General features: G+C 74.4%; 21 protein-coding genes and 1 pseudogene. 7 read left to right on the forward strand and 15 right to left on the reverse strand.

Annotated elements, in window-relative coordinates:
• Position 1 precedes the first annotated feature (1 nt).
• Positions 2 to 814 carry a TrmH family RNA methyltransferase gene (locus ACWF41_RS15240; RefSeq protein ID WP_380325571.1) on the forward strand — a complete coding sequence of 271 codons (813 nt, stop codon included), beginning with the start codon at positions 2 to 4 and terminating at the stop codon, positions 812 to 814.
• A gap of 6 nt (positions 815 to 820) precedes the next feature.
• Here the strand turns inward: ACWF41_RS15240 and mnmA are convergent, their stop codons facing one another.
• The 8 genes and pseudogenes from mnmA to ACWF41_RS15280 all read right to left on the reverse strand — a co-directional run.
• Positions 821 to 1,948 carry a tRNA 2-thiouridine(34) synthase MnmA gene (gene mnmA, locus ACWF41_RS15245; protein WP_380325568.1) on the reverse strand — a complete coding sequence of 376 codons (1,128 nt, stop codon included), beginning with the start codon at positions 1,946 to 1,948 and terminating at the stop codon, positions 821 to 823.
• Positions 1,945 to 3,183, reverse strand: a complete 1,239-nt coding sequence (locus ACWF41_RS15250) for a cysteine desulfurase family protein (protein ID WP_380325565.1) — start codon at positions 3,181 to 3,183, stop codon at positions 1,945 to 1,947. Before ACWF41_RS15250 ends, mnmA begins: the two co-directional genes overlap by 4 nt.
• A 280-nt stretch (positions 3,184 to 3,463) precedes the next feature.
• Positions 3,464 to 5,701: a PhoX family protein gene (locus ACWF41_RS15255; protein ID WP_380321362.1), complete on the reverse strand. Its 2,238-nt coding sequence runs from the start codon at positions 5,699 to 5,701 to the stop codon at positions 3,464 to 3,466.
• Positions 5,702 to 5,845: 144 nt separating this feature from the next.
• Positions 5,846 to 6,874, reverse strand: a complete 1,029-nt coding sequence (locus ACWF41_RS15260; RefSeq protein ID WP_380321365.1) for a molybdenum cofactor biosynthesis protein MoaE — start codon at positions 6,872 to 6,874, stop codon at positions 5,846 to 5,848.
• On the reverse strand, positions 6,871 to 7,386 hold the full coding sequence (gene moaC, locus ACWF41_RS15265) for a cyclic pyranopterin monophosphate synthase MoaC (protein WP_380321368.1): 516 nt from the start codon (positions 7,384 to 7,386) through the stop codon (positions 6,871 to 6,873). The genes ACWF41_RS15260 and moaC overlap by 4 nt, the downstream gene beginning before the upstream one ends.
• Positions 7,383 to 8,675, reverse strand: coding sequence for a molybdopterin molybdotransferase MoeA (locus ACWF41_RS15270; RefSeq protein WP_380321371.1), 1,293 nt, complete (start codon positions 8,673 to 8,675; stop codon positions 7,383 to 7,385). The genes moaC and ACWF41_RS15270 overlap by 4 nt, the downstream gene beginning before the upstream one ends.
• 60 nt (positions 8,676 to 8,735) lie before the next feature.
• Positions 8,736 to 9,422, reverse strand: a complete 687-nt coding sequence (locus ACWF41_RS15275; protein ID WP_380346867.1) for an Lrp/AsnC family transcriptional regulator — start codon at positions 9,420 to 9,422, stop codon at positions 8,736 to 8,738.
• 189 nt (positions 9,423 to 9,611) lie between these two features.
• A pseudogene (locus tag ACWF41_RS15280) lies at positions 9,612 to 9,710 on the reverse strand (AsnC family protein); the annotation flags it as partial.
• On the opposite strand from ACWF41_RS15280, the gene ACWF41_RS15285 reads away from it, so the two are divergent.
• The 5 genes from ACWF41_RS15285 to ACWF41_RS15305 all read left to right on the forward strand — a co-directional run bounded on the left by ACWF41_RS15285 (position 9,663) and on the right by ACWF41_RS15305 (position 14,480).
• A complete protein-coding gene (locus tag ACWF41_RS15285; protein WP_380346865.1) occupies positions 9,663 to 11,333 on the forward strand; it encodes an MFS transporter in 1,671 nt (556 codons plus the stop codon). The pseudogene ACWF41_RS15280 and the gene ACWF41_RS15285 overlap by 48 nt on opposite strands.
• Positions 11,334 to 11,411: 78 nt before the next feature.
• Positions 11,412 to 11,807 (forward strand): TOBE domain-containing protein, encoded by a 396-nt coding sequence (locus ACWF41_RS15290; protein WP_380321380.1) that lies wholly within the window; start codon positions 11,412 to 11,414, stop codon positions 11,805 to 11,807.
• A 23-nt stretch (positions 11,808 to 11,830) separates the two neighbouring features.
• Positions 11,831 to 12,607 carry a molybdate ABC transporter substrate-binding protein gene (gene modA / locus ACWF41_RS15295; RefSeq protein ID WP_380321383.1) on the forward strand — a complete coding sequence of 259 codons (777 nt, stop codon included), beginning with the start codon at positions 11,831 to 11,833 and terminating at the stop codon, positions 12,605 to 12,607.
• Positions 12,608 to 12,615: 8 nt separating this feature from the next.
• Positions 12,616 to 13,431 (forward strand): ABC transporter permease, encoded by an 816-nt coding sequence (locus tag ACWF41_RS15300; RefSeq protein ID WP_380321386.1) that lies wholly within the window; start codon positions 12,616 to 12,618, stop codon positions 13,429 to 13,431.
• The gene (locus tag ACWF41_RS15305) at positions 13,428 to 14,480 is read left to right on the forward strand and encodes a sulfate/molybdate ABC transporter ATP-binding protein (RefSeq protein ID WP_380321389.1); all 1,053 of its coding nucleotides are present in this window, start codon (positions 13,428 to 13,430) and stop codon (positions 14,478 to 14,480) included. Before ACWF41_RS15300 ends, ACWF41_RS15305 begins: the two co-directional genes overlap by 4 nt.
• Before the next feature lie 10 nt (positions 14,481 to 14,490).
• On the opposite strand, the gene ACWF41_RS15310 is transcribed toward ACWF41_RS15305, so the two are convergent.
• From ACWF41_RS15310 to ACWF41_RS15320, 3 genes are all read right to left on the reverse strand, one after another.
• Entirely contained in the window at positions 14,491 to 14,889 is a 399-nt protein-coding gene (locus ACWF41_RS15310) for a hypothetical protein (protein ID WP_380321392.1), read from the reverse strand.
• 46 nt (positions 14,890 to 14,935) lie between these two features.
• Positions 14,936 to 15,196 (reverse strand): contact-dependent growth inhibition system immunity protein, encoded by a 261-nt coding sequence (locus ACWF41_RS15315; protein WP_380321395.1) that lies wholly within the window; start codon positions 15,194 to 15,196, stop codon positions 14,936 to 14,938.
• Positions 15,197 to 15,504: 308 nt separating this feature from the next.
• Entirely contained in the window at positions 15,505 to 15,990 is a 486-nt protein-coding gene (locus tag ACWF41_RS15320; RefSeq protein WP_380321398.1) for a hypothetical protein, read from the reverse strand.
• Positions 15,991 to 16,193: 203 nt separating this feature from the next.
• Here ACWF41_RS15320 and ACWF41_RS15325 point away from each other — a divergent pair, with 203 nt between their 5' ends.
• Entirely contained in the window at positions 16,194 to 17,006 is an 813-nt protein-coding gene (locus tag ACWF41_RS15325; RefSeq protein ID WP_380321401.1) for a DUF899 family protein, read from the forward strand.
• Positions 17,007 to 17,022: 16 nt separating this feature from the next.
• Here ACWF41_RS15325 and ACWF41_RS15330 read toward each other — a convergent pair whose 3' ends face one another.
• Genes ACWF41_RS15330 through nirB form a run of 4 tightly spaced genes read right to left on the reverse strand, consistent with a single transcriptional unit; the run spans position 17,023 to position 22,067 of the window.
• On the reverse strand, positions 17,023 to 18,120 hold the full coding sequence (locus tag ACWF41_RS15330; RefSeq protein WP_380321425.1) for a uroporphyrinogen-III synthase: 1,098 nt from the start codon (positions 18,118 to 18,120) through the stop codon (positions 17,023 to 17,025).
• A gap of 40 nt (positions 18,121 to 18,160) precedes the next feature.
• Positions 18,161 to 18,979: a uroporphyrinogen-III C-methyltransferase gene (gene cobA / locus ACWF41_RS15335; RefSeq protein ID WP_380321404.1), complete on the reverse strand. Its 819-nt coding sequence runs from the start codon at positions 18,977 to 18,979 to the stop codon at positions 18,161 to 18,163.
• The gene (gene nirD / locus ACWF41_RS15340; RefSeq protein ID WP_380321407.1) at positions 18,976 to 19,392 is read right to left on the reverse strand and encodes a nitrite reductase small subunit NirD; all 417 of its coding nucleotides are present in this window, start codon (positions 19,390 to 19,392) and stop codon (positions 18,976 to 18,978) included. The genes cobA and nirD overlap by 4 nt, the downstream gene beginning before the upstream one ends.
• On the reverse strand, positions 19,389 to 22,067 hold the full coding sequence (nirB, locus tag ACWF41_RS15345) for a nitrite reductase large subunit NirB (protein WP_380321410.1): 2,679 nt from the start codon (positions 22,065 to 22,067) through the stop codon (positions 19,389 to 19,391). The genes nirD and nirB overlap by 4 nt, the downstream gene beginning before the upstream one ends.
• Positions 22,068 to 22,108: the final 41 nt, after the last annotated feature.

Genomic DNA, 22,108 nt, shown 5'->3' on the forward strand with positions numbered 1-22,108 from the left:
CATGCGGATCACCGTGCGCAACGCCCGTTTCCAGCAGCTCCAGACGTTGCTCACCAACCGCACCAAGCGCGGCCGCGCCGGCGAGTTCCTGGTGCAGGGCGTGCGGCCCATCACCATGGCCGTCGAGCACGGCTGGCAGGTGCGCACCCTGCTGCACGAGACCGACCGCCGGCTCTCGTCGTGGGCCAAGGACATGCTCCAGGCCACGGGCGCGGAGACGATCGCGATGTCGCCCGAGCTGCTCGCCGAGCTCTCCGAGAAGGACGCCGGCGCCTCCGAGCTGCTCGCCGTCGTCGCCATGCCCGCCGACGACCTGGGCCGGGTCCCCGTGGGGCCGTCGTTCCTCGGCGTGGTCTTCGACCGCCCCACGCAGCCGGGCAACGTCGGCGCGGTCGTGCGGTCCGCGGACGCGTTCGGCGCCGACGGGCTCGTCGTGACCGGGCACGCGGCCGACCCGTACGACCCGAAGTCGGTGCGCGCGTCCACCGGCTCGCTCTTCGCCCTGCCCGTGGTGCGCGCGGCGTCCCACCACGAGGTCCTCGACTGGGTGGGCGCGCAGCGCGCCGCGGGCACCCCTGTCACCGTCGTCGCGACCGACGAGGACGGCGACGCCGCGCCCGCCGACGTCGACCTCACCGGCCCGGTGCTCCTGGCCGTCGGCAACGAGACCGTCGGCCTGTCGAAGGGCTGGCGCGAGGCGGCCGACGTCACGGTCGCCATCCCGATGGCCGGCTCCGCGAGCTCCCTCAACGCGTCCAACGCCGCGTCGATCGTGCTCTACGAGGCGCACCGGCAGCGTCTCGCGCGGGGATAGACCGCGTCAGGCCCGCCAGGCGCGGGCGACGGTGCCCTGCCCGAGCACGCGCGTCCCGCGGTACACGACCAGCGACTGCCCGGCGGCGACGCCCCGCAGCGGACGCCCGGTGAGCTCGACGTCGATCCCCGCAGCGCCGTCGGCGTCGGTCGTCGCGCGCACCCGCGCGGGCACGGGCGCCCCGTGCGCCCGGACCTGCACCTCGACGTCGTCGAGCCATGCCGACCCGGCGAGCTCGTCGGGGGCCGTGAGCCACACGGCCGCGCCGGCCTCGATCCGGTCCACGCTGAGCAGCTCGGCCGGGCCCACGACGATCGTGTTGGACGACGCCTGCACGTCCACCACGTACCGCGCGCGCCCGTCGGCGGCGGGGCGCCCGAGGCCGAGGCCCTTGCGCTGGCCCACCGTGAACGCGTACGCGCCGTCGTGCTCGCCGACGACGTTCCCGGCGGTGTCCACGACGTCGCCCGGCCGGGAGCCGAGGCGCTCGCGCAGGAAGCCGCGGGTGTCGCCGTCGGCCACGAAGCAGATGTCGTAGGAGTCGGGCTTGGCGCTCACCGACAGGCCGCGCCGCTCCGCCTCCGCGCGCACCTCGGCCTTGGAGGCGAACTCGCCGAGGGGGAACATCGAGCGCGCCAGCCGGTCCCGGCCCATCACGGCCAGCACGTACGACTGGTCCTTCTCGTCGTTCGGGGACCGGTGCAGCTCGCGGGTCACGGTGCCGTCGGGGGCCTCGCGCGTCACGACCTGCGCGTAGTGCCCCGTCGCGACGGCGTCGAAGCCGAGCGCCGTCGCCTTGTCGAGCAGGGCCTCGAACTTGATGTGCTCGTTGCAGCGCACGCACGGGTTCGGCGTGCGGCCCGCCTCGTACTCCGACAGGAAGTCCGCGACGACGGTCTGCTCGAACGTCTCCGAGAGGTCCCAGACGTAGTAGGGGATGCCGAGCACGTCCGCGGCCCGGCGCGCGTCGCCGGCGTCCTCGATGGAGCAGCAGCCGCGCGAGCCCGTGCGGAACTGGTCGCGGTTGCGGCTCAGCGCCATGTGCACGCCCACGACGTCGTGCCCCGCCTCCACGGCGAGCGCCGCGGCGACGGCCGAGTCCACGCCACCCGACATCGCGGCCAGCACCTTCACGCCGCACCCCCCGACCGCGCCGGGGCCACGCCCGACACCAGACCGGCCGCGCGCGCCCGCTGCACCACCTGGGGCAGGGCGGCGACGAGCCGCGCCACGTCGTCGTCGGACGACGTCGCGCCGAGGGTGAAGCGCAGCGCGCCGCGCGCCTCCAGCTCCGGCACGCCCATCGCGAGCAGCACGTGCGACGGCTGGGGCACGCCCGCCTGGCACGCCGAGCCCGTCGACGCCTGCACGCCCGCCGAGTCCAGCAGGTACAGCAGCGAGTCGCCCTCGGCGCCGGGGAACGTGAAGTGCGCGTTACCGGGCAGGCGCCCGGCGGGCTCGGACGCCGGGTCCGGCCCGCGCAGCACCGCCTCGGGGTCCGCGGCGCGCACGCCCGCGACGAGGGCGTCGCGCAGCGCCGCCAGGTGCGCCGCGCGCTCCCGCCATCCGTCGACCGCCTCCGCGAGCGCGACGGCGAACGACCGGATCGCGGGCACGTCCAGCGTGCCCGAGCGCACGCCCCGCTCCTGGCCGCCGCCGTGCAGCACCGCCTCCAGCGGCAGGTCCCGGCGTGCGAGCAGGGCACCCACGCCCAGCGGGCCGCCCAGCTTGTGGCCCGTGACCGTGAGCGCGTCCACGCCCGACGCCGCGAAGTCGACCTCGACCTGCCCCACCGCCTGCACCGCGTCCGTGTGCACGGGCACGCCGTGCTGGTGCGCCAGCCGCACCACGTCGCGCACCGGCTGCAGCGTGCCCACCTCGTTGTTGGCCCACATCACCGAGACGAGGGCCACCTCGTCGGCGTGCTCGGCCAGCTCCGCGCGCAGCGCCGCCAGGTCGAGCCGGCCGTCGCCGTCCACCGGCAGCAGCACGATCTCCGCGCCCGCGTGCCCCGCCAGCCAGAACGCCGGGTCCAGCACCGCATGGTGCTCGACGGCGGACACCAGCACCCGCGTGCGGCGCGGGTCCTGCCGGCGCCGGCCCCAGAAGATCCCCTTGATCGCGAGGTTGTCCGCCTCCGTGCCGCCCGCGGTGAAGATCACCTCGCTGGGTCGCGCGCCGAGCGACGCCGCCACCGACTCGCGCGACTCCTCCACCGCCCGCCGCGCCCCGCGCCCCGCCGAGTGCAGCGAGCTCGCGTTGCCCGCGTGCCCCGCCTCCGCCACGTACGCCTCGAGCGCCGCCCGCGACATGGGGGTGGTGGCGGCGTGGTCGAGGTAGGCGCCGGCGGGCGCCTCGGGGGTGGTCACGGTTCCCCAGTCTACGAACTGCTCGCTGTGGTTCTTTCTCGTGGTTGCTTCCGGTGCGGGGCGGGGGTGTCGTGTCGCGAGGCGCGCCATCCGCCGCTCGTTCCTCGCGGCTCCCGCCAGGCCCGACCAGCCTCGCGACACGACACCCCCGCCCCGCCCCTCGTGCATCGCCCGACATCTCCGGAACGACCACAACGGCGGCCCTGCCGCCCGGGTCGGGCGACAGGGCCGGTCGGCGCCCGCGGGCGTCGGGAGGGAGATGCTGGGGTGCTGGCGAGGCTCAGCGCTGTCGGGGCCAGGGGAAGGGGCCCGGGCCGTCCCAGCCGTCGCCCTTGCCGTGCCCGTGCCCGTTGCCGTTCCCGTGGCCCGGGTGCTCGCCGCGGCCGGACTTGTAGACCTGGATGGTCGACGGGCGCGGGCCGCGCCAGGCGCCGGCCGGCACCTTCTCGCCCTCGGCGAGGTAGTCCGGGAAGAACGAGTGCTGGTCGTCCGTGCTGCCGTTCTCGCCCGGGTGCTGCACGTTGACGTAGACCATCTGGTCGCGCGAGTCCACGACCGGTCCGCAGGTCTCCGCCTCGCGCGGCACCGACAGGAACTGCTCCACCCGCCCGCGCCGGCTGCCCGTGAGGGTCACCTTGAACAGGCCGTCGCACTTCTGGATGGTCGACGGGGCGCCGTCCGTGGAGATCCACAGGTTGCCGTCCGCGTCGAACGCGAGGTTGTCGGGGCAGGAGATCGGCGAGACCTGGTCGGCCGGGAAGCCCGAGAAGTACGTCGAGCCGTTCACCGACGGGTCGCCCGCGACCAGCAGCAGGTTCCAGGTGAACGTCGTGGCGGTCTGGTCGCCGCGGTCCTCGATGATCTCGACGACGTGCCCGTCGCGGTTGGTGTTCCGCGGGTTGGGCTCGGTGGCGCCCTCCTTGCCGGCCTTGCCGCGGTCGGTGTTGTTGGTGCACGCGACGTAGACGCGGCCGGTGAGCGGGTTGGGCTCCACGTCCTCCGGGCGGTCCATCTTCGTGGCGCCCACGGCGTCGGCCGCGAGGCGCGTGAAGACGAGCACCTCCTCCACGGTCATCCCGGGCACCCGGGACGCACCGTCCTTCACCAGCGGGATCCACTCGCCCGTGCCGTCGAAACCGCCGTCGGAGGGCACCGCGCCCGAGCCGTCGATCTCGGCCGCCGGCGAGTCGCCCGTGAACCGCGCCACGTACAGGTCGCCCTCGGACAGCAGCGTCTTGTTGTGGCGGCGTGCCGCGCGGCTCGCGCCCTCGCGGAAGCGGTTCTTCGACACGTACTTGTACACGTAGTCGAACCGCTCGTCGTCGCCCATGTACGCGACGGCGTGCCCGCGCTTCGACAGGATGACGTTGGCGCCCTCGTGCTTGAAGCGGCCCATGGCCGTGTGCTTGACCGGCGCCTCGTCGGGCTCGTACGGGTCCACCTCGACGATCCAGCCGAAGCGGTGGCTCTCGTACTCGTAGCCCGGGTTCCGGCCGTCGAAGCGCGGGTCGTCGAGCTCCCAGCCGTAGCTGGTCGCGGCGTCCTTGAGTCCGTATCGCGCGTCCCGCGGGTCCTTGCCGTTGACGCGGAAGTTGGCGTTGTAGTTCTCCTCGCCGGAGACGACCGTGCCCCACGGCGTGGTGCCGCCCGAGCAGTTGTTGAGCGTGCCGCGCACGCGGGTGCCGCTCGGGTCCTCGATCGTCTGCATGAGGTACGACCCGGCCGCCGGGCCGTCCACGCGGAACTCCGTGTCCACGGTGATGCGGCGGTTGTAGCGGCTGATCCGCGAGTACGTCCACGGCGAGCCCTCGCGGTCGCGGCGCACCTCGACGACCGACAGCCCCCAGGCGGCGCGCTCGATCGCGCGTCGCGTGGCGGCGTCGTACGAGTCGTCGAACATGATCCCGGCGTTGGTGTACTCGTGGTTGCTCACGAGCAGGCCGTGCGTGCCCCGCTTCGTCCTCCCCTGCGGGCGGACGTCGCCCGGGTCGGCGGGGAGGATGTCGAGGTAGTCGACGTTGTAGCCGAACTGCCTGGCCTGCTGCTCCGGCGACTGGCGCGCCGGGTCGAACGCGCGGCCGCCCGGCAGGATCGGGTCGCCCCAGCGGATGATGGGCGACCACTCGTAGCCCTCGGGGACGACGAAGGCGTCGAGGCCCGCGTCCTGCGGGGCGATCGCGCCGAAGGCGAGCCCCTTGCCATGGCCGCGCCCGGCGGCACCGGCCGACGTCGCGGCGGAGGCGCCGGGCGCGGCGGCCACCTGGGCGCCGACGACGACGGTGGCGGCCGCGGCGGCCAGGCCGCCCAGCATGACGCGGCGCGACAGCGCCCGGGCGGCGACGTCGCGGAAGTACTCGTTGGCGGACTCGTTGGGGGCCGGGTGCGAGCACGCGTCCGCGCACTTCAGCCGGCAGGTGACGGCGCTGCGCTTGCCGCGCGCGTAGTGGGGGCCGTCGTGGGGGCCGGTGGGCGGGGCCGCGAGCTCCAGCAGCGGGCGCGACTCGGGGGCGATCGTCATCGGTGGCACTCCTGAGGGTGTGCGGTGTCAGGACAGGGGGTGACCTGCCCGAACGTAGGGACCACCGATGGCGGCTGCGGGTCGTGACACCGACCCGCAGGTGAACAGCAGGTGACGCCCAGGGTCCGCCGGCCGGGGACGCCGTCAGCCCAGCGAGGCCACCCACTCGGACGTGCCGTCGGAGAAGCCCTGCTCCTTCCAGATCGGCACCTCGGCCTTGAGCTCCTCGACCAGGTCCGACGCCGCGGTGAACGCGGCCTGCCGGTGCCCGGCGGCGACGGCCGCCACGACCGCGACGTCCCCGATCGTCAGGTCGCCGGTGCGGTGCACGACGGCGACGCGCACCCGGTCCCCCGTCGACGCGGCCGTGCGGCGCGCGACCCGTTCCGCGACCGCCCGCAGCACGGCGGCCGCGTCCGGGTGGGCCTCGTAGTGCAGGTGCACGACGTCGCGCGAATGACCGGGCGCGCCGTCGTGGTCGCGCACGTAGCCGGTGAACGTGGCCACGGCCCCGCACGCGTCGTCGCGCACCAGCGCGCTCAGCTCGGCGACCAGCGGGTCCAGCGGCGAGTCGACGACGACGGCGCGCAGCACCTCGGCCCTCGCTTCCGCGGGCGGGGCCGGCGCGGGGGCGGTGTGGTCGACGCCGGCGAGCTGGTCGACGGCGTGTGGCAGCACCTCGGCGAGCGCGTCGAGGCCGTCGGTCACGCCCCCGACGGAGCCGGGCAGGTTGATCACGAGCGTGCGACCGGCGACGCCCGCGACGCCGCGGGACAGGGCCGCCGCCGGTACGGCCCGCTTCGCGGGGTCGGTGGGGGCGAGCGAACGGGCGCGTACCAGCTCCGCGATCCCCGGCACCTCGCGGTCCAGGACGGCGCGCGTGGCCTCCGGCGTGCGGTCGCGCGGCCCGAGGCCCGTGCCGCCGCTGGTGACGATCAGGTGCGGCACCTCCTCGCGCGCCGCGCCCGACGTCGACCCGAGCAGTGCGGCGATCGCCTCGCGCACCGGGTCGCCGTCGGGCACCACGACGGGCTCGGCGACCACCCAGCCACGCTCCGCGAACCATGCCGCGGCCGCCGGGCCGGAGCGGTCCTCGTACTCCCCCGCCGCCGCGCGGTCCGACGCGACGACGACGGCGACGCGGCGCTCCGGCGCCGCCCCCGCGGCGCTCATGCGTCCGCCTGCCCGTCCGACGCCGCCGCGCGCGTCCAGTCGCCCGACTTGCCGCCCGACTTCGCCACGACCTGCACGTCCGTGAGCACGGCCGCCTTGTCGACGGCCTTGATCATGTCGTAGAGCGTCAGCCCGGCGACGGTCACGGCGGTGAGCGCCTCCATCTCGACGCCCGTGCGGCCGGTGGTGCGCACCGTCGCCGACATCCGGACCTCGCCCGAACCGCCCGCGGCGGGCACCACGTCGATCTCGACGCCGGAGATCGGCAGCGGGTGGCACAGCGGCACGAGGTCGGGCGTGCGCTTGGCGCCCATGATCCCCGCGACGCGTGCGGTGGCGATCGCCTCCCCCTTGGGCAGGTCGCCGGTCGCGATGCGCGCGACGACGTCGGGCCGGGTGCGCAGCACGGCCGTGGCGGTCGCCTCGCGGCGGGTCACGTCCTTGGCCGACACGTCGACCATGTGCGCGGCGCCGTCGGCGCGGTAGTGGGACAGATCGGCGTTGTCGGTCAACGGAGCTCCTGGTAGTCGACGAGGTCGCCGGCCTCGAGGCGCGCGACGCCGGGCGGCACGTGCACGAGGATCGTCGCGGCGGCGAGATGGGTGAGCAGGTGCGAGCCGGGGCCGCCGCTCATCCGTACGCGGCCGCCGTCGAGCACGCCCCGCCGCACCTGGTGCAGCGCCGGCGGCGAGTCGAGCGGCTCGGCCAGCGGGGCGCGCCCGGCCGGACGACGCGCGGGCGCGGCGCCCGTGGCGGCGGCCAGCGACGGGCGCAGGAACAGCTCGAACGACACGAACGCGCTCACCGGGTTGCCGGGGAACGCGACGAGCGGCACCCGCCGCGCGACCGCCCCCGCGCCGACGTCGACGGTGCCGAGGCCCTGCGGGCCGCCGGGCTGCACGGCCACGTGCCCGAACCAGGCGTCGGTGAGGGTCTGGCGCACCACCTCGTACGCCCCGGCCGACACGCCCCCGGTCGTCACGACGAGCGCGACGTCGTGCGGGGCGTCGGCGAGCACCTGGCGCAGCGCGTCGGGGCGGTCCGGCACGACGCGGGTCGTGACGCGGGCGCCGGCCTGCGCGAGCGCGGCGGTGAGGGCGGCGCCGTTGGCGTCGTGCACCTGGGCGGGGCCGAGAGCCGCGCCCGCGGGCGCCAGCTCCGAGCCGGTGGAGACGAGCAGCACGTGCGGCGGCGGCGCGACGTCGACGGCGGTGACGCCGGCGGCCACGAGCGCGCCGAGCTGCGGCGGGCCCAGCGGGGTCCCGGCCGCGAGGAGCAGGTCACCCCGCGCGACGTCGGAGCCCGCGGCGCGCACGAACGTGCCGGGCGCGACGGGGGCGGCGAACTGCACCGAGGCGGCGCTCCGCGGGTCCGGGAAGCGCGGTGGGTCGGCGTCCTCGATCTTGACGACGGCGTCGGCGCCGGCCGGCACCGGCGCGCCGGTCATCACCGGCGCCGCGCTGCCCGGCTCGAGCGGCGGCGGCTGCGTGCCCGCGGGCACGGGGGCAGCGACCGGCAGCACGACCGGGTCCCGCGCCGTCGCCGCGGCGAGGTCGGCCGCGCGGACCGCGTACCCGTCCATCTGGGAGTTGTCGAAGCCGGGCAGCGCGACCGCGGCCACCGCATCGCGGGCCAGCACCCGCGGCGCCAGCGCCGCGCCCGCCGCCGTCTGCGCGAGCAGCGTCGCGACGTCCACCCGCGCCGCCCCGCGCGCGGCCGTCAGGGACGGTCCTGCCAGCGCGGCCACCGCGGCCGCGTGGTCGGCCACCGATCTGCGGCCGTGCGTCACGTCGTCATGCACGAGCGTCAGCCTATGTTCTCGGCGCGGACATCCTCGAGGGCGCTCGCGTCGCCGACGGCGTCAGCCCCGCTTCACCAGCTCGAGGACCGGGGAGGTGCGGAAGGGTGCGGAGCCTATGGTCCGGGCGAGGTCTCCGGTGAGGTAGTCGTACAGCTCGTCACGATCGCGACAGGCAGCAGCGACGAGCAGGTCGTAGTTCCCGGACAGCGCCGTGGCCATGGCGACGGGAGCGTGGGTGGCGACCCGGCGGCCGAGCTCGTCGAGCTGATCGAGCGGAACCTGCATCCAGATGAGCACCAGCTCCTCGTATCCGAGAACCCGTTCGTCGACGACGACGTCGAAGTAGACGAGCGAGCACGCCCGAAGCCGGTCCAGGCGCCGGCGTGCGTTGGACTCGGAGACGCCGACGGCGCCGGCGACCCGCGCGACGGTCGCGCGCCCGTCATCGGCGAGGACACCGATGATCGCCCGGTCGACATCGTCGGCGCGCCGGCCGCCGTGTGCCCCGGCGGACACGGAACCAGCGCCGGCGAGCTCACTGATCTCGGCCGCCGTGAGCGCGCTGATGCGCGCCTGCCAGGCCACCTGGTGGCCCACGAAGAACCGCAACGGGGAGTACGCCTCGATCGCCAGGATGCCCGGCGTCGTGTGCAACGCGGCGAGCACGGCGTCGCGCACGGACGGTGCCGTGCGGTGACCCTCGACGTGGAGCAGGAAGACGACCTCGGTGCCGCCCGAGGTCAACATCACCCATCTCGTGTCGTCCCTGGCGCCCAGCTCCTGGGCGATCGTGCGTGTCTGCGGCGGCGCGCACCGAAGTCTGACGAACCAGCCCTGTGCCGTTCCGTCGGCGGTCACGGGTACCGCACTGATCCGTACGGCGCCGTGGTCCACGAGCCGGCGGTACCGGCGCGCGACGGTCTGGTCGGACACTCCGAGGACCGCCCCGATCCGCTCGAAGCTCGCGCGGGCATCGATCTGGAGCGCATGCACGATGCGGCGATCCAGCACGTCGAGTGCGAGAGATTCCGTCACGAGGATCGAATCTACGTCGAGATCCACCACTTCGTCGGCGCACCCTGTTGCAGATTCGCCGCCCTGACGAGCATCGAAGCGTTGTCCTGTCGCTTCGAAGGAGTCCCCGTGCGTTCCTGGTCCGCCCTGCTCGCCATCTGTCTCGGTACGTTCTTGCTGCTGCTCGACGCGACGATCGTGACCGTCGCGCTGCCCGACATGCACGACGACCTCGGCGCCTCGTTCACCGACCTGCAATGGCTGATGGACGCCTACGCGTTGATGCTCGCCACGTCCCTGCTCGGCGCCGGGGCGCTCGCCGACCGGACCGGGCGGCGCCGGGTCTACGTCGCCGGCCTGGCGATCTTCATGGGCGCCTCGGTCCTCTGCGCGCTCGCGCCCGACGTGCAGGTGCTCATCGCCGCTCGTGCCCTGCAAGGGGTGGGCGGCGCAGCCATGCTCGCCACGACGCTCGCCCTGCTCTCGGTCACCTACCACGGCCGCCAGCGCGGCATCGCGTTCGGGGTGTGGGGCGCCGTCAGTGGCGCGACGACCGCGCTCGGACTGCTCCTCGGCGGCGTGCTCACCGAAGTCGCGGGATGGCCGTGGATCTTTGCGATCAACGTTCCGGTCGGCATCCTCGCGATCCTGGTCAGCCTTCGCGCGCTGCCCTCCGCCGCCGGTGACGGACGACGAAAGCTCGACCTCGCCGGCACGGCCACATTCACGATCGCCGCGGGCGCGCTGGTCCTCGCCATCATCCGCGGGCAGCAGGACGGCTGGACGAGCCCTCGAATCCTTCTTGCTCTTGCGGCCGCGGCAGCCGCCACGATCCTGTTCGTCGTCATCGAGTCGCGAGTGGCACAGCCGGTCCTCGACCTCGCCCTGTTCCGCCGCCCGCCCTTCGTTGCGGCCATGGTCGCCACCCTCACGCTCCAGGCCGCCGCGTTCTCCACCCTCCCGTCGACCTCCGTCTGGCTGCAGACCGTCGAGGGCCTCGGACCCGTCGACACCGGGGTCGCGTTCCTCCCCCTCGCCGTTCCGGCGCTCGTGGTCGCTGGATTCTCGGGCCGCCTGCTGCACCGGGTGCCGCCTCGGATCACCATCGGCACCGGGCTCCTCGTCGTCGCCGGCGGCGCCGTCACGCTCGCGCTCTGCATGAAGGCGGACTCGGCGGCATCGGCCCTGACCACAGGACTTGTCGTGGTGGGTACCGGGGCCGGGCTCGCCATCGTCCCCGTCGCGGACGCCGCGATGGCCGCGGTGCCGCACGACCGCGCCGGCATGGCGAGCGGGGCGATGAACACCTTCCGCCAGCTCGGGTTCGCCCTCGGCATCGCGCTGTTCGGCGCGGTTCTCCAGGCCCGCCTCAGCGCAAGCCTCCTGGACCAGCAGGTGCCCCAGGCCCCGGCGCTCGGCGCGGCGGTCAGCAGCGGCGGCCTCGACGGGGCGGTCGCCCAGATCCCGCCCGACCAGGTCACCGCGATCACCCACGCGGTCCGCGAGGCATTCGCCGTGGGGCTCAGCGGGGTGTACCTGACAGCAGCGGTCGTCGCGCTCGTCGGCGCCACCACCGCATTCGCCCTCGGCCGGCGCACCACGGTCGTGCAGGAGCTCGGCCCCGACCCTGTCGAGCTCGGCTGAGCGCACCTCTGCCTCGCGATCGAAGACATCGCATCCGCGACCTTATCGATCCGCAGATGCGCGACTATGCTCTGTCTCGTGCCGCACATGCGAGTTTCGGAAGCGTCCGTGTACCTCGGCGTCAGCGACGACACCGTGCGCCGCTGGATCGACCGCGGCCTGCTCGGGTCCACCACGGACGCGGCGGGGCGCAAGGTCGTGGACGGGTACGAGGTCGCGATGGTCGCGCGCGAGCACGCCACGCCCCCGGCGCTCCCGGGCGGGATGAAGAGCTCGGCGCGCAACCGCTTCGTCGGGCTCGTCACGGACATCCAAAGCGACAAGGTTATGTCTCAGGTGGAGCTCCAGTGCGGGCCGTTCCGCGTGGTGTCGCTCATGAGCAGCGAGGCCGTGCGCGACCTGGGCCTGGAACGCGGCTCCGTGGCGGTGGCGGTGATCAAGTCGACGACGGTCGTGATCGAGGCCGAGGCGTGAACCGCCGAGGACGAAGGAGACGTATGAGGAAGCATCTCGCCGCCGGGGTGGCGACCCTGTCGGTCGGCGCGGCGGCGACCGCGCTCGCGGGCTGCGGCACGTCGGCGTCGGGGGGCGAGGGCGGCGACGGCGCGACGCTCACCGTGTTCGCGGCGGCATCGCTCCAGGGCTCGTTCGAGGACCTCGCCGAGCAGTTCGAGGCGACGCACGACGGTGTGGACGTGCGGCTCAGCTTCGCCGGGTCGTCCGACCTGGTAGCGCAGATCCAGCAGGGCGCGCCGGCCGACGTCTTCGCCTCCGCGGACACGGCGAACATGGACAAGCTCGTCGCCGACGACCTGGTGGGCGCGCCGCAGGACTTCGCCACCAACTCCCTCGAGATCGCCGTGCCGCCGGGCAACCCGGCCGGCGTCGCGACTCTCGCCGACCTCGCAGACCCGGACGTGAAGCTCGTGCTGTGCGCCCCCGAGGTGCCGTGCGGCGCCGCGTCCGCCCGGGTCGCCGACGCCGCCGGCCTCGACCTGCAGCCCGTCAGCGAGGAGCAGAGCGTCACCGACGTGCTCGGCAAGGTGATCGCGGGCGAGGCGGACGCCGGGCTCGTGTACGTCACCGACGTCGCCGCCGCGGGCGACGACGTCGAGGGGGTCGAGCTCCCCGAGTCGGCCGGCGCGGTGAACACCTACCCGATCGCCCCCGTCACCGACACGGACCATGAGGAGCTCGCGCGGCAGTTCGTCGACCTCGTGCTCTCCGACGACGGGCAGCAGACCCTTGCCGGGTACGGCTTCGCCGCCCCGTGACGCGACCGATGACCACGACCCGCACCGCCCAGACCCCCGCCGCCGAGACCTCCGTCGGCCCGCCACGGTGGGCCTTCGTGCCCGCCGCCGTGGGCGGGCTGTTCGTGGTGCTGCCGCTGGTCGCGATGGCCACGCGGGTCGACTGGTCGAGCTACTGGACGCTGGTCTCCAGCGAGTCGGCGCGCGCGGCGCTGGTGCTGAGCCTGCAGACGTCGGCCGCCAGCACGCTGGCGTGCCTGGTCCTCGGCATCCCGATGGCGCTGGTGCTCGCCCGCTGCCGCTTTCCCGGGAACGACCTGCTGCGCTCCCTGGTGATGGTGCCGCTGGTGCTGCCGCCCGTCGTGGGCGGCATCGCCCTGCTGTACACGTTCGGCCGACGCGGGCTGCTCGGCGAGACCCTGCAGGTGGCGGGCCTGCAGATCGCGTTCTCCACGACCGCGGTGGTCCTCGCGCAGACGTTCGTCGCGCTGCCGTTCCTCGTCATGAGCTTGGAGGGTGCCCTGCGCACCGCGGGGGCGCGGTACGAGGTGGTCGCGGCGTCGCTAGGCGCCCGGCCCACCACGGTGCTGCGCCGCGTCACCCTGCCGCTCGTGTGGCCGGGGCTGGTGTCGGGGGCCGTGCTGTCGTTCGCCCGCGCCCTCGGCGAGTTCGGCGCCACGATCACGTTCGCCGGCAGCCTCCAGGGAGTCACGCGCACCCTGCCGCTGGAGATCTACCTGCAGCGCGAGACCGACCCCGACGCGGCGGTCGCGCTGTCCCTGCTGCTCGTCGTGGTCGCCGTGCTCGTCATCGCGGTCACCCGGCGGGACCGGGGCGCCCTGTGAGCCTCTCCTTCGCCGCCACGCTGCCCGCCCGCGGGTTCGACGTCGAGCTCGACGTCGCCGAGGGTCGCACCCTCGCGCTGCTCGGCCCGAACGGCGCCGGGAAGTCCACCGCGCTCGGACTGGCGGCCGGGACGCTGCGCCCGCACAACGGCGAGATCACCCTCGACGGCCGGCCCCTGGTCCGCGCGGAGGCCGGCCGTACCCGCACCTGGGTGCCCTCGCACGCCCGGCAGGTCGCGCTGCTGGCGCAGGAGGCCCTGCTCTTCCCGCACCTGTCCGTGCGGCAGAACGTCGCGTTCGGCCCGCGCTCCCAGGGCGCCCGGCGCCGGGAGGCGGATGACGCCGCCGTGCGCCGGCTGGAGCAGATCGGCCTCGCGCACCTCGCCGACCGCCCGCCCGCGACCCTGTCCGGCGGGCAGGCGCAGCGGGTGGCCGTTGCCCGCGCGCTCGCCGCCGAGCCCCGGCTGCTGCTGCTCGACGAGCCCATGGCCGCCCTCGACGTCGACGTCACGCCCGCACTGCGCCAGACGCTCCAGCGGCTCCTCGCCGACCAGACCGCGATCATCACGACCCACGACGTCCTCGACGCCCTGCTCCTGGCCGACGAGGTCGCGGTCGTCGAGGGCGGACGCGTCGTCGAGCGCGGCCCGACGGCCCAGGTGCTGGCCCGCCCGCGCAGCGCGTTCGCGGCGCGCATCGCGGGGCTCAACCTGCTCACCGGGACGTGGACCGGCGACGGCGTCCGCACGCCCGCCGGGGAGGTGGCGCACGGCCACGGCGCCCCGGACGCCTCCGTCGGCGCGCCCATGACCGCCGTCTTCCGCCCCGCCGCCGTCTCCGTCTACCTCGACGAGCGGCACGGCTCGCCGCGCAACACCTTCCGCGGCACGGTGACCTCGCTGGAGCCACGCGGCGACCTCGTGCGCGTGCGCACCGACCACCTCGCCGCCGACGTCACGCCGCAGGCCGCCGCCGAGCTCGCGCTCACGCCGGGCACGCCTGTGTGGCTGTCCGTCAAGGCGGCGGAGGTGGACGTCTACCCGGGGTGAAAGACCCCGGTCAGGACGGCCTCCCTGGCGTCGCGCCGTAGTAGGGCCGGACGACCGGGCCGAGCTTGCGCTGGATCGTGCGCAGGAGCCGGATCGTCTCCACGTCGTCCATGCCGGTCGTGGTGCGCCAGTCCGTCCCGGAGCCGACGAGGTCGCTGGCGAAGACGATCTCCACGGCCAGGAGGACCCGCGCCCAGTCCGCTGCCTCGAGGGGCGTGTCCTGCTTCAGGTCCGTGCCCAGCGCGGCGCACCGCTGCACCAGGGTGTGGGCGTCGGCGAACCCCATCCCTCGCGCGAGGAGGTCGCTGGCGTGCGCGGGGCCGCCCCACTCGTACAGGGCGCGGGACAGGAGCGCGATCTCGTGCGTGTCGAGCAGGCTGCTGGGGCGCTCGTCGTGCGGAGCCGTCATACCGCATTCTCCTCTCGTCACGCCCCGATCTCACTGAGGTCTCGGGTCAGCGGAGCACGGACAGCATCGAGGTGAACCAGTCGCGGAAGCTCACTCCGTCGACCGTCGGGTCGTACATGGAACCGCACTGCCTGAGCCAAAGGTCTTCGAGCGCGTCCTCGTCGGAGTTGGCAGAGAGTGCCGCCTCGATGTCCGATCGAAGCTCCTGGACAGTTGCTGCTGCCTCGTCCGACCGGAACACTTCCACTACTCCGAGGGGGGTGGGTGCTTCGACGTCGTAATCCTGATGGAAGTACGTCCGCGCCAAGTAGCGTAACCTTTGCATCTAGAGCTCCATGATCGTGGGGTACGAAGTGATGATGCGATATCCCTCGGGACTCGATGGGTCGCGGCGCAGAAATGTGGCGACTTCCTGGGGGGTGACGATTTTACCCTGGCACCTGACGAAGACTCGCCCATCGGCCGGGCTCATTGTCGATCTGATCTCGAGCTTTATATCGGTACCCGAGATCTACTTCTCAATGCGCCTGGCATTGCCGCGTATGTTCTCGGCAGTAGCTCGCTGCGCGCAATCGAGATTCCTGAACGTCGACGCCAAAGGGATGTTGCGCGACCTCAGATAATCGTCAGACTCGCTACGTGACGCTCGATCGCGTGACCGCCCGCGGACTCATGCGGACGGAGGGGCACGGAGTGCTTCGCGTTGTGGACCAGGACGGGCAGGTCGCCGGCGAGGACGTAGTAGTTGTGGTGCGTGGCGACGTGGAAGTTGTAGACGGTGACCGCGTCGGCGGGGTCGCGGTGTTCGATGTCGATCCGGTCGAGGGTGACGGTGCCCGTGTCCACCAACGCCTCACCCGTAGCCTGATACCGCGAATGGGCGCGGCGGATCTCGCTGATGGTGTCTTCCTTCGTCTCCATCAACGCGTCCACGGCCTGAGAGATCGTCCCGGCGACGTCCAGGCGGGACATCGCCCCGGCGGCGTCGTCGATCGAGCCGGCGACCTCGAGGTAGTCCTGCCCACCGGAAAGGACGAGTACCGGGTCCCCGGGCGTGGGGTCGGAGTCCAGACCCACCGGCGACCAGTCCGCCGGCCTCACGCTCTCGCCTCCTCCTGGTGCACGATCACGTCCCGTCCCCTCGCAGGTCAGGCACCGGTTCTCACCCTCCGTCGCCCCGCACGAGAGTAAGCCGCGCCGTCCGTGATGCACCACGGGCAGAACTACCCGTCGTCCCAGGACGACGTCCGCGATGAGTTCTCGCGCGGCGTCTGGTCTGTCCCGGTGACCCCCGAGGAGGACCCATGACGTCCACGACCGAACACCCGAACCCCGCACGCACCGGCCGGCCGCCCGTCGTCGACCTCGCCACCTGGCAGGCCGCGCGCGACGAGCTCCTCGTCCGCGAGAAGGCCCACACCCGGGAGGGCGACGCGATCGCCGCGGCCCGCCGCCGGCTCCCCATGGTGGAGGTCGACGCGACGGCTGAGGTGGTCGGAGCAGGCGGCCCCGTCCCGTTCCTCGACGTCTTCGCCGGCCGCGACGAGCTGGTCGTCTACCACTCCATGTGGCACGACGGCGCCCCGTCGCAGGGGCAGTGCGAGGGCTGCACGTTCAACCTGTGGCACCTGCGCGACGCGGCCTACCTCAACGCCCGCGGCGTCTCCCTCGCCGCCCTGACCTCGGGGCCCTGGGAGGAGGTGGCTCCCTACGTCGAGTTCATGGGGTACCCCCAGCCGTGGTTCTCGGTGCGGGGTGTGGAGGACGCGGTGCGCACGGAGGAGGGCCACATCTCGGTCTTCCTGCGCGACGGCGACCGCGCCTTCCTCACCTACTCCACGACCGGCCGCGGCAACGAGCCCGCCGACGGCACGCTGGGCGTGCTCGACATGACGCCCTACGGCCGGCGCGAGGCGTGGCAGGACGACCCGGAGGGCTGGCCCCCGGCACCCGACGCCGGCTCCCCGGAGGGCGGTCACGGCGCCCCGATCTGCTGGTACTGGCGCACCGACGCCGACGGGCGCGCGACGTGGGGCCCGACGAGCCGCCCCACGGCACAGTGGACCCGGCCCGGGGCGACCCCCGTGACGGCCCTTGGTAGGCACAGCCACCACTGAGCCACCGGGCGGCCGGTCAGGCGTGCGCGAGCTCCAGCCGGTAGCCGCGCTTGACGACGGTCTTCACCAGGTCGCGTCGTCCGGCGGCCTCGCGCAGCCGGGCGACGGCCACCTCGACGGCGTGCGGGTCGCGCGACGTGCCGGGCAGCACGTCCAGCACGCGCTCGCGCGGCACGACGTCCCCGCCCGCGGACGCGAGCAGCCGCAGCACCTCGACGCCCGTCGGCGACAGGGGCAGCACCTGCTGGTCCAGGACGGCGACGCGGGCGCGGATGACGAGCGGCCCGGCGACGGTGGCCAGCGCCACGGACTCCAGGTGCTCGTAGTGCCCCACGACCGTGCGCACGAGGGCGCCGAGCCGGCCTCGCTCGGGCTGGAGCATCGGGATGCCGCGCGACTCCAGCGGCCGCGCGGTGACGGGCCCGACGGCGGCGGCGACCATCGACCCGTCCGCGAAGCGCGCCACGACCTCGTCGCGCAGGCCCTGCGCCTCGACGGCGCGCAGCCACGCCTCGGCGCCGGGAGCGGAGGTGAACGCGACGGCGTCGATCTCGCCCGCCGCGGCCGCGCGCACGGAGGCCTCGACGGCGGCCGGGTCGGGCGGCGGCCCCCAGCGGTAGACCACCAGCGCGGAAACCCGCGCTCCCGCCTTCTCGAAGACGGCGTCCAGCCCGTCGGCGCCCGCGCCGTGGTGCTGGATCGCGACGTGCAGGCCGTTCACGCCCTCGCTCAGCAGCACCTCGGCGACCTCGGCCGACGTCTCGGACTCGGCGACCCAGTCGGCCTGCAGCCCCGCCGCCTGGATCGCGCCCCGCGCCTTCGGGCCGCGCGCGACCAGGCGCGAGCGGCCGAGGACGGCGAGCAGGTCGTCGGCCAGGCCGTGGGCGTCGGCGGCCTCGATCCAGGCGCGGAAGCCGACGCCGGTGGTCGCGACGACGACGTCCGGCGGGTCGGCGACGAGGGCGCGCGTCGCGGCGATCAGCGCGTCGTCGTCCACGTGCGGGATCATGCTCAGCGCCGGCGCGTGCCGGACGGCGGCGCCCCGCCGCTCCAGCGCGGCGGCCAGCTCCCCCGACCGGCGGTCGGCCGTGACGAGCACCGTGCAGCCGGCCATCACCTGGCCCAGCGCGGGCCGGGCCGTCCGCCTCGCGGCGTCAGCCACCGGCCCGCCCTGCGGCTCCTCCTGCGTCACCCGCGACCTCCAGCAGCTGCTCGTCCGCCACGTCGCCGATCACGACCACGGCCGGGGCGCAGACCCCGACCTCCTCGGCGCGCTTGGCGGCCAGGTCGAGGGCGACGCGCGTGACACGCTGGTCGGGCAGCGAACCTCGCTCCACGATAGCGACGGGCGTGGTCGGCGCGGCGCCCGCGTCCAGCAGCCGGGCGACGATGGCGGGCAGCGCCGCCACCCCCATGAGCACGACGAGCGTCGCGGCGCGGGACGTCACGCAGGCGACCGACACGTCGTCGAGCACGTCGCCGCTCGCCGCGCCGTCGCGGGTGTGCCCCGTGACCGTGTGCCCCGTGACCACGTGGAACGCCGTCGTCGTGCCGCGGTGCGTGAGCGGCACCCCGGCCAGCGCGGGCGCGGCGAGCGCGGACGACACCCCGGGCACCACCTCGACCGGCACCCCCGCGGCGCGGCAGGCCGCGACCTCCTCGCCGCCGCGGCCGAAGACGAACGGGTCGCCGCCCTTGAGCCGCACCACGCGCTGCCCGGCGAGCGCACGGGCGACGATCAGCGCGTCGATCTCCTCCTGCGGCAACGTGTGCCGGCCCGGCGTCTTGCCGACGTCGACGACCTCGACGGCCGGGTCGAGGTCGTCGAGCAGCTCCCGGGGCACCAGGCGGTCGGTGACCACGACGTCGGCCGTGGTCAGCGCGCGCCAGGCGCGGTAGGTGAGCAGGTCGGCCGCGCCCGGGCCGGCACCGACGAGGACGACGCTCCCCGTCGCGGGGCGGGCCGTCGTCATCCGATCCCCACGTGCACGACGCCGCCGGTGACGACCACCGGGTACGACGCGAGGTCGGCCGCCGACCCGGCCCTCGGCTCCTTGCCCGCCGCGTCGAGGCAGCGGCCGGTGTGCAGCTCGAAGACCTGCTTGTAGACCGGCGACGCGACGGTGGGCGTGCCGCCGCGCGTGCCGACGATGCCCCGCGACATGACGTGCGCCCCCGAGTACGGGTCGAGCTGCTGCACGGCGCAGACGGTGCCGTCGAGCAGCCGGAACAGCGCCACCTGCAGCTCCTCCCCGTCGGAGCCGGTCACCAGGGCGGCGGCGCCGCGCTCGGGGGCGAGGGCGTCCAGCGGGCAGACGGCCGTCCAGCCGGGCCCGTCGACGAGGGACGTCGCGGGGCGCGAGGCCGAAGGGACAAGGGCGGTCATGCGCGCACCTCCAGGGTGGGGCCGGCGACGAGGACGGGGCCCGCGAGGTCGGGGTCGACGACGCCCGCCGCGACCTCGTCGGGGGTGGCGGGGCGCTTCTGGCCGCGCTCGGGCACGTACGCGAGCGCCGGGTCCGGCGTCGTCGGGGCGTTGACGAAGGAGCCGAAGCGGGCGAGCTTCTCGGGGTCCTCCAGCACGGCTCGCCACTCGTCCTCGTACCCCTCGACGTGCCGCGCCATCGCGGCGTCGAGGTCCGCGCCGATGCCGAGGGAGTCCTCGATCACGACCTGGCGGATCGCCTCGAGCCCGCCCTCGTACTCCTCGACCCAGGGCGCGGTGCGCTGCAGCCGGTCGGCGGTGCGGATGTACAGCATGAGGAAGCGGTCGATCGTGCGGAGCAGCTCGGCCGACGACAGGTTCTCCGCGAGGAGCTGCGCGTGCTTCGGCGTCTGGCCGCCGTTGCCGCCCACGTAGACGTTCCAACCCTGGTCGGTGGCGATGACCCCGACGTCCTTGCCGCGCGCCTCGGCGCACTCGCGGGCACAGCCGGAGACGCCGAGCTTGAGCTTGTGCGGCGAGCGCAGGCCGCGGTAGCGCAGCTCGAGCTCGACGGCCATGCCCACGGAGTCCTGCACCCCGTACCGGCACCACGTGGACCCGACGCACGACTTCACGGTGCGCAGCGACTTGCCGTACGCGTGCCCGGACTCGAAGCCGGCGTCCACGAGCCGCCGCCAGATCTCCGGGAGCTGCTCGACGCGGGCACCGAACATGTCGATCCGCTGGCCGCCGGTGATCTTCGTGTAGAGGCCGAAGTCCTTCGCGACCTGCCCGACGACGATCAGCCCCTCCGGCGTCACCTCGCCGCCCGGCATGCGCGGGACGACCGAGTACGTGCCGTCCTTCTGCAGGTTGGCGAGCATGTGGTCGTTGGTGTCCTGCAGCGTGGCCTGCTCGCCCGCGAGGATGTGCCCGTTGCCGAGGCTGGCCAGGATCGACGCCACGGTCGGCTTGCAGATGTCGCAGCCCCGGCCGGCGTCGCTCGCGCCGTCGGGCACCCGGCCGAACCGGGCGATGATCTCGCTGAACGTGTGCAGGTCGGCCACGCGCACGGCGTCGAAGAGCTGCGCGCGGGACAGGTCGAAGTGCTCGCACAGCGCGTTGCTGACCTCGACGCCGGCCCTGGCGAGCTCCGTCTTCGTCAGCTTGGTGACCAGCGGCACGCACGCCCCGCACGTGGTGCCGGCCCGCGTGCACGCCTTGACGCCCGCGACGTCGGTGCACTCGTGCTCCGTGACCGCACCCCGGATCGTGCCCGCCGAGACGTTGTTGCAGGAGCAGACGTTCGCGTCGTCGGGCAGCTCGAGGGTGGGCGCACCGCCCGACCCCTCGGGCAGCAGGAACGCGGACGGGTCGCCCGGCAGTTCCGCGCCGAGCATGGGACGCAGCGACGCGTACGGCCCGGCGTCGCCGACGAAGACGCCTCCCAGCAGGGTGCGCGCGTCGTCGGCCATGACGAGCTTGCTGTAGACGCCCCGCAGCGGGTCGGCCCAGACGATCTCGACGGACTTCTCGGTGCGCCCGTGCGCGTCGCCGAAGCTCGCCACGTCGACGCCCGAGAGCTTGAGCTTGGTCGCCGTGTCCGCGCCGGGGAACGTGGCCCCGCCGCCGAGCAGCCGGTCGACCACGACCTCCGCCATCGTGTTGCCGGGCGCGACCAGGCCGAGGCAGCGCCCCTCGATGCACGCGACCTCGCCGATCGCCCAGACGTGGTCGTCGGCGGTGCGGCAGGTGAGGTCGACGACGGCGCCGCCGCGCGCGCCGATCTCGAGCCCGGCCGCGCGAGCCAGCTCGTCGCGGGGGCGCACGCCCGTGGCCATCACGACGACGTCGACGTCGAGCCGCCCGCCGTCGGCGAAGTCCATGCGGCCCACGTGCCCGGTGCGGCGGTGCGGCCGGATCGCCTTCGTCGCCGTGTCGGTGCGGACCGCGATGCCCTTGTCGTTGATGAGCCGCTTCAGCGCGTGCCCGCCGCCCAGGTCGACCTGCACGTCCATGAGATGCGTGCCGAACTGGATCACCGTGGCCTGCGCGCCGAGCGCCTTCAGCGCGCCCGCGGCCTCGAGGCCCAGCAGCCCGCCGCCGACGACGGCGCCGCGCACCGGGCGCTCCACCACGCCGCCCCGCGTCTCGATGCGGCCGGCCTCCCGCTTGGCCTCCACCCACCCGCGCAGCGCCGCGACGTCGTCGATGGTGCGGTACACGAAGACGCCGGGCAGGTCGTTGCCGTCGATGGGCGGCATCGCGGCGCTGGACCCCGTGGCGAGCACCAGCTCGTCGTAGGCGTGCACGCGGCCGAGGCGGTCGGTGACGGTCCGCGCGGCGCGGTCGACCGACGTGACCGCGCAGTCGCGGTGCAGGTCGACGAGCGGGTCGTCCCACAGCGCCGGGTCGCCGAGGGCGAGCTCCTCGGCGTCGCGCACCTCGAAGTAGCGGGTGAGGCCGACGCGGTCGTAGGGCGTGCGGGGCTCCTCGGCGAACACGGTGACGCGCCACGCGCCGCCCGTGTCGCGGGCCCTCAGGGCCTCGACGAACCGCTGCGCGACCATGCCACCGCCGACGACGACGACGTGCCGCCGCTCGGAACGGCCTGGGGTGGGGGGCTCGCTGCTCATGACCCGACGGTAGGAAGCCGCCGTGTCGCCGCCGTCAGCCC

The organism is Isoptericola sp. NPDC055063 (assembly GCF_053608125.1).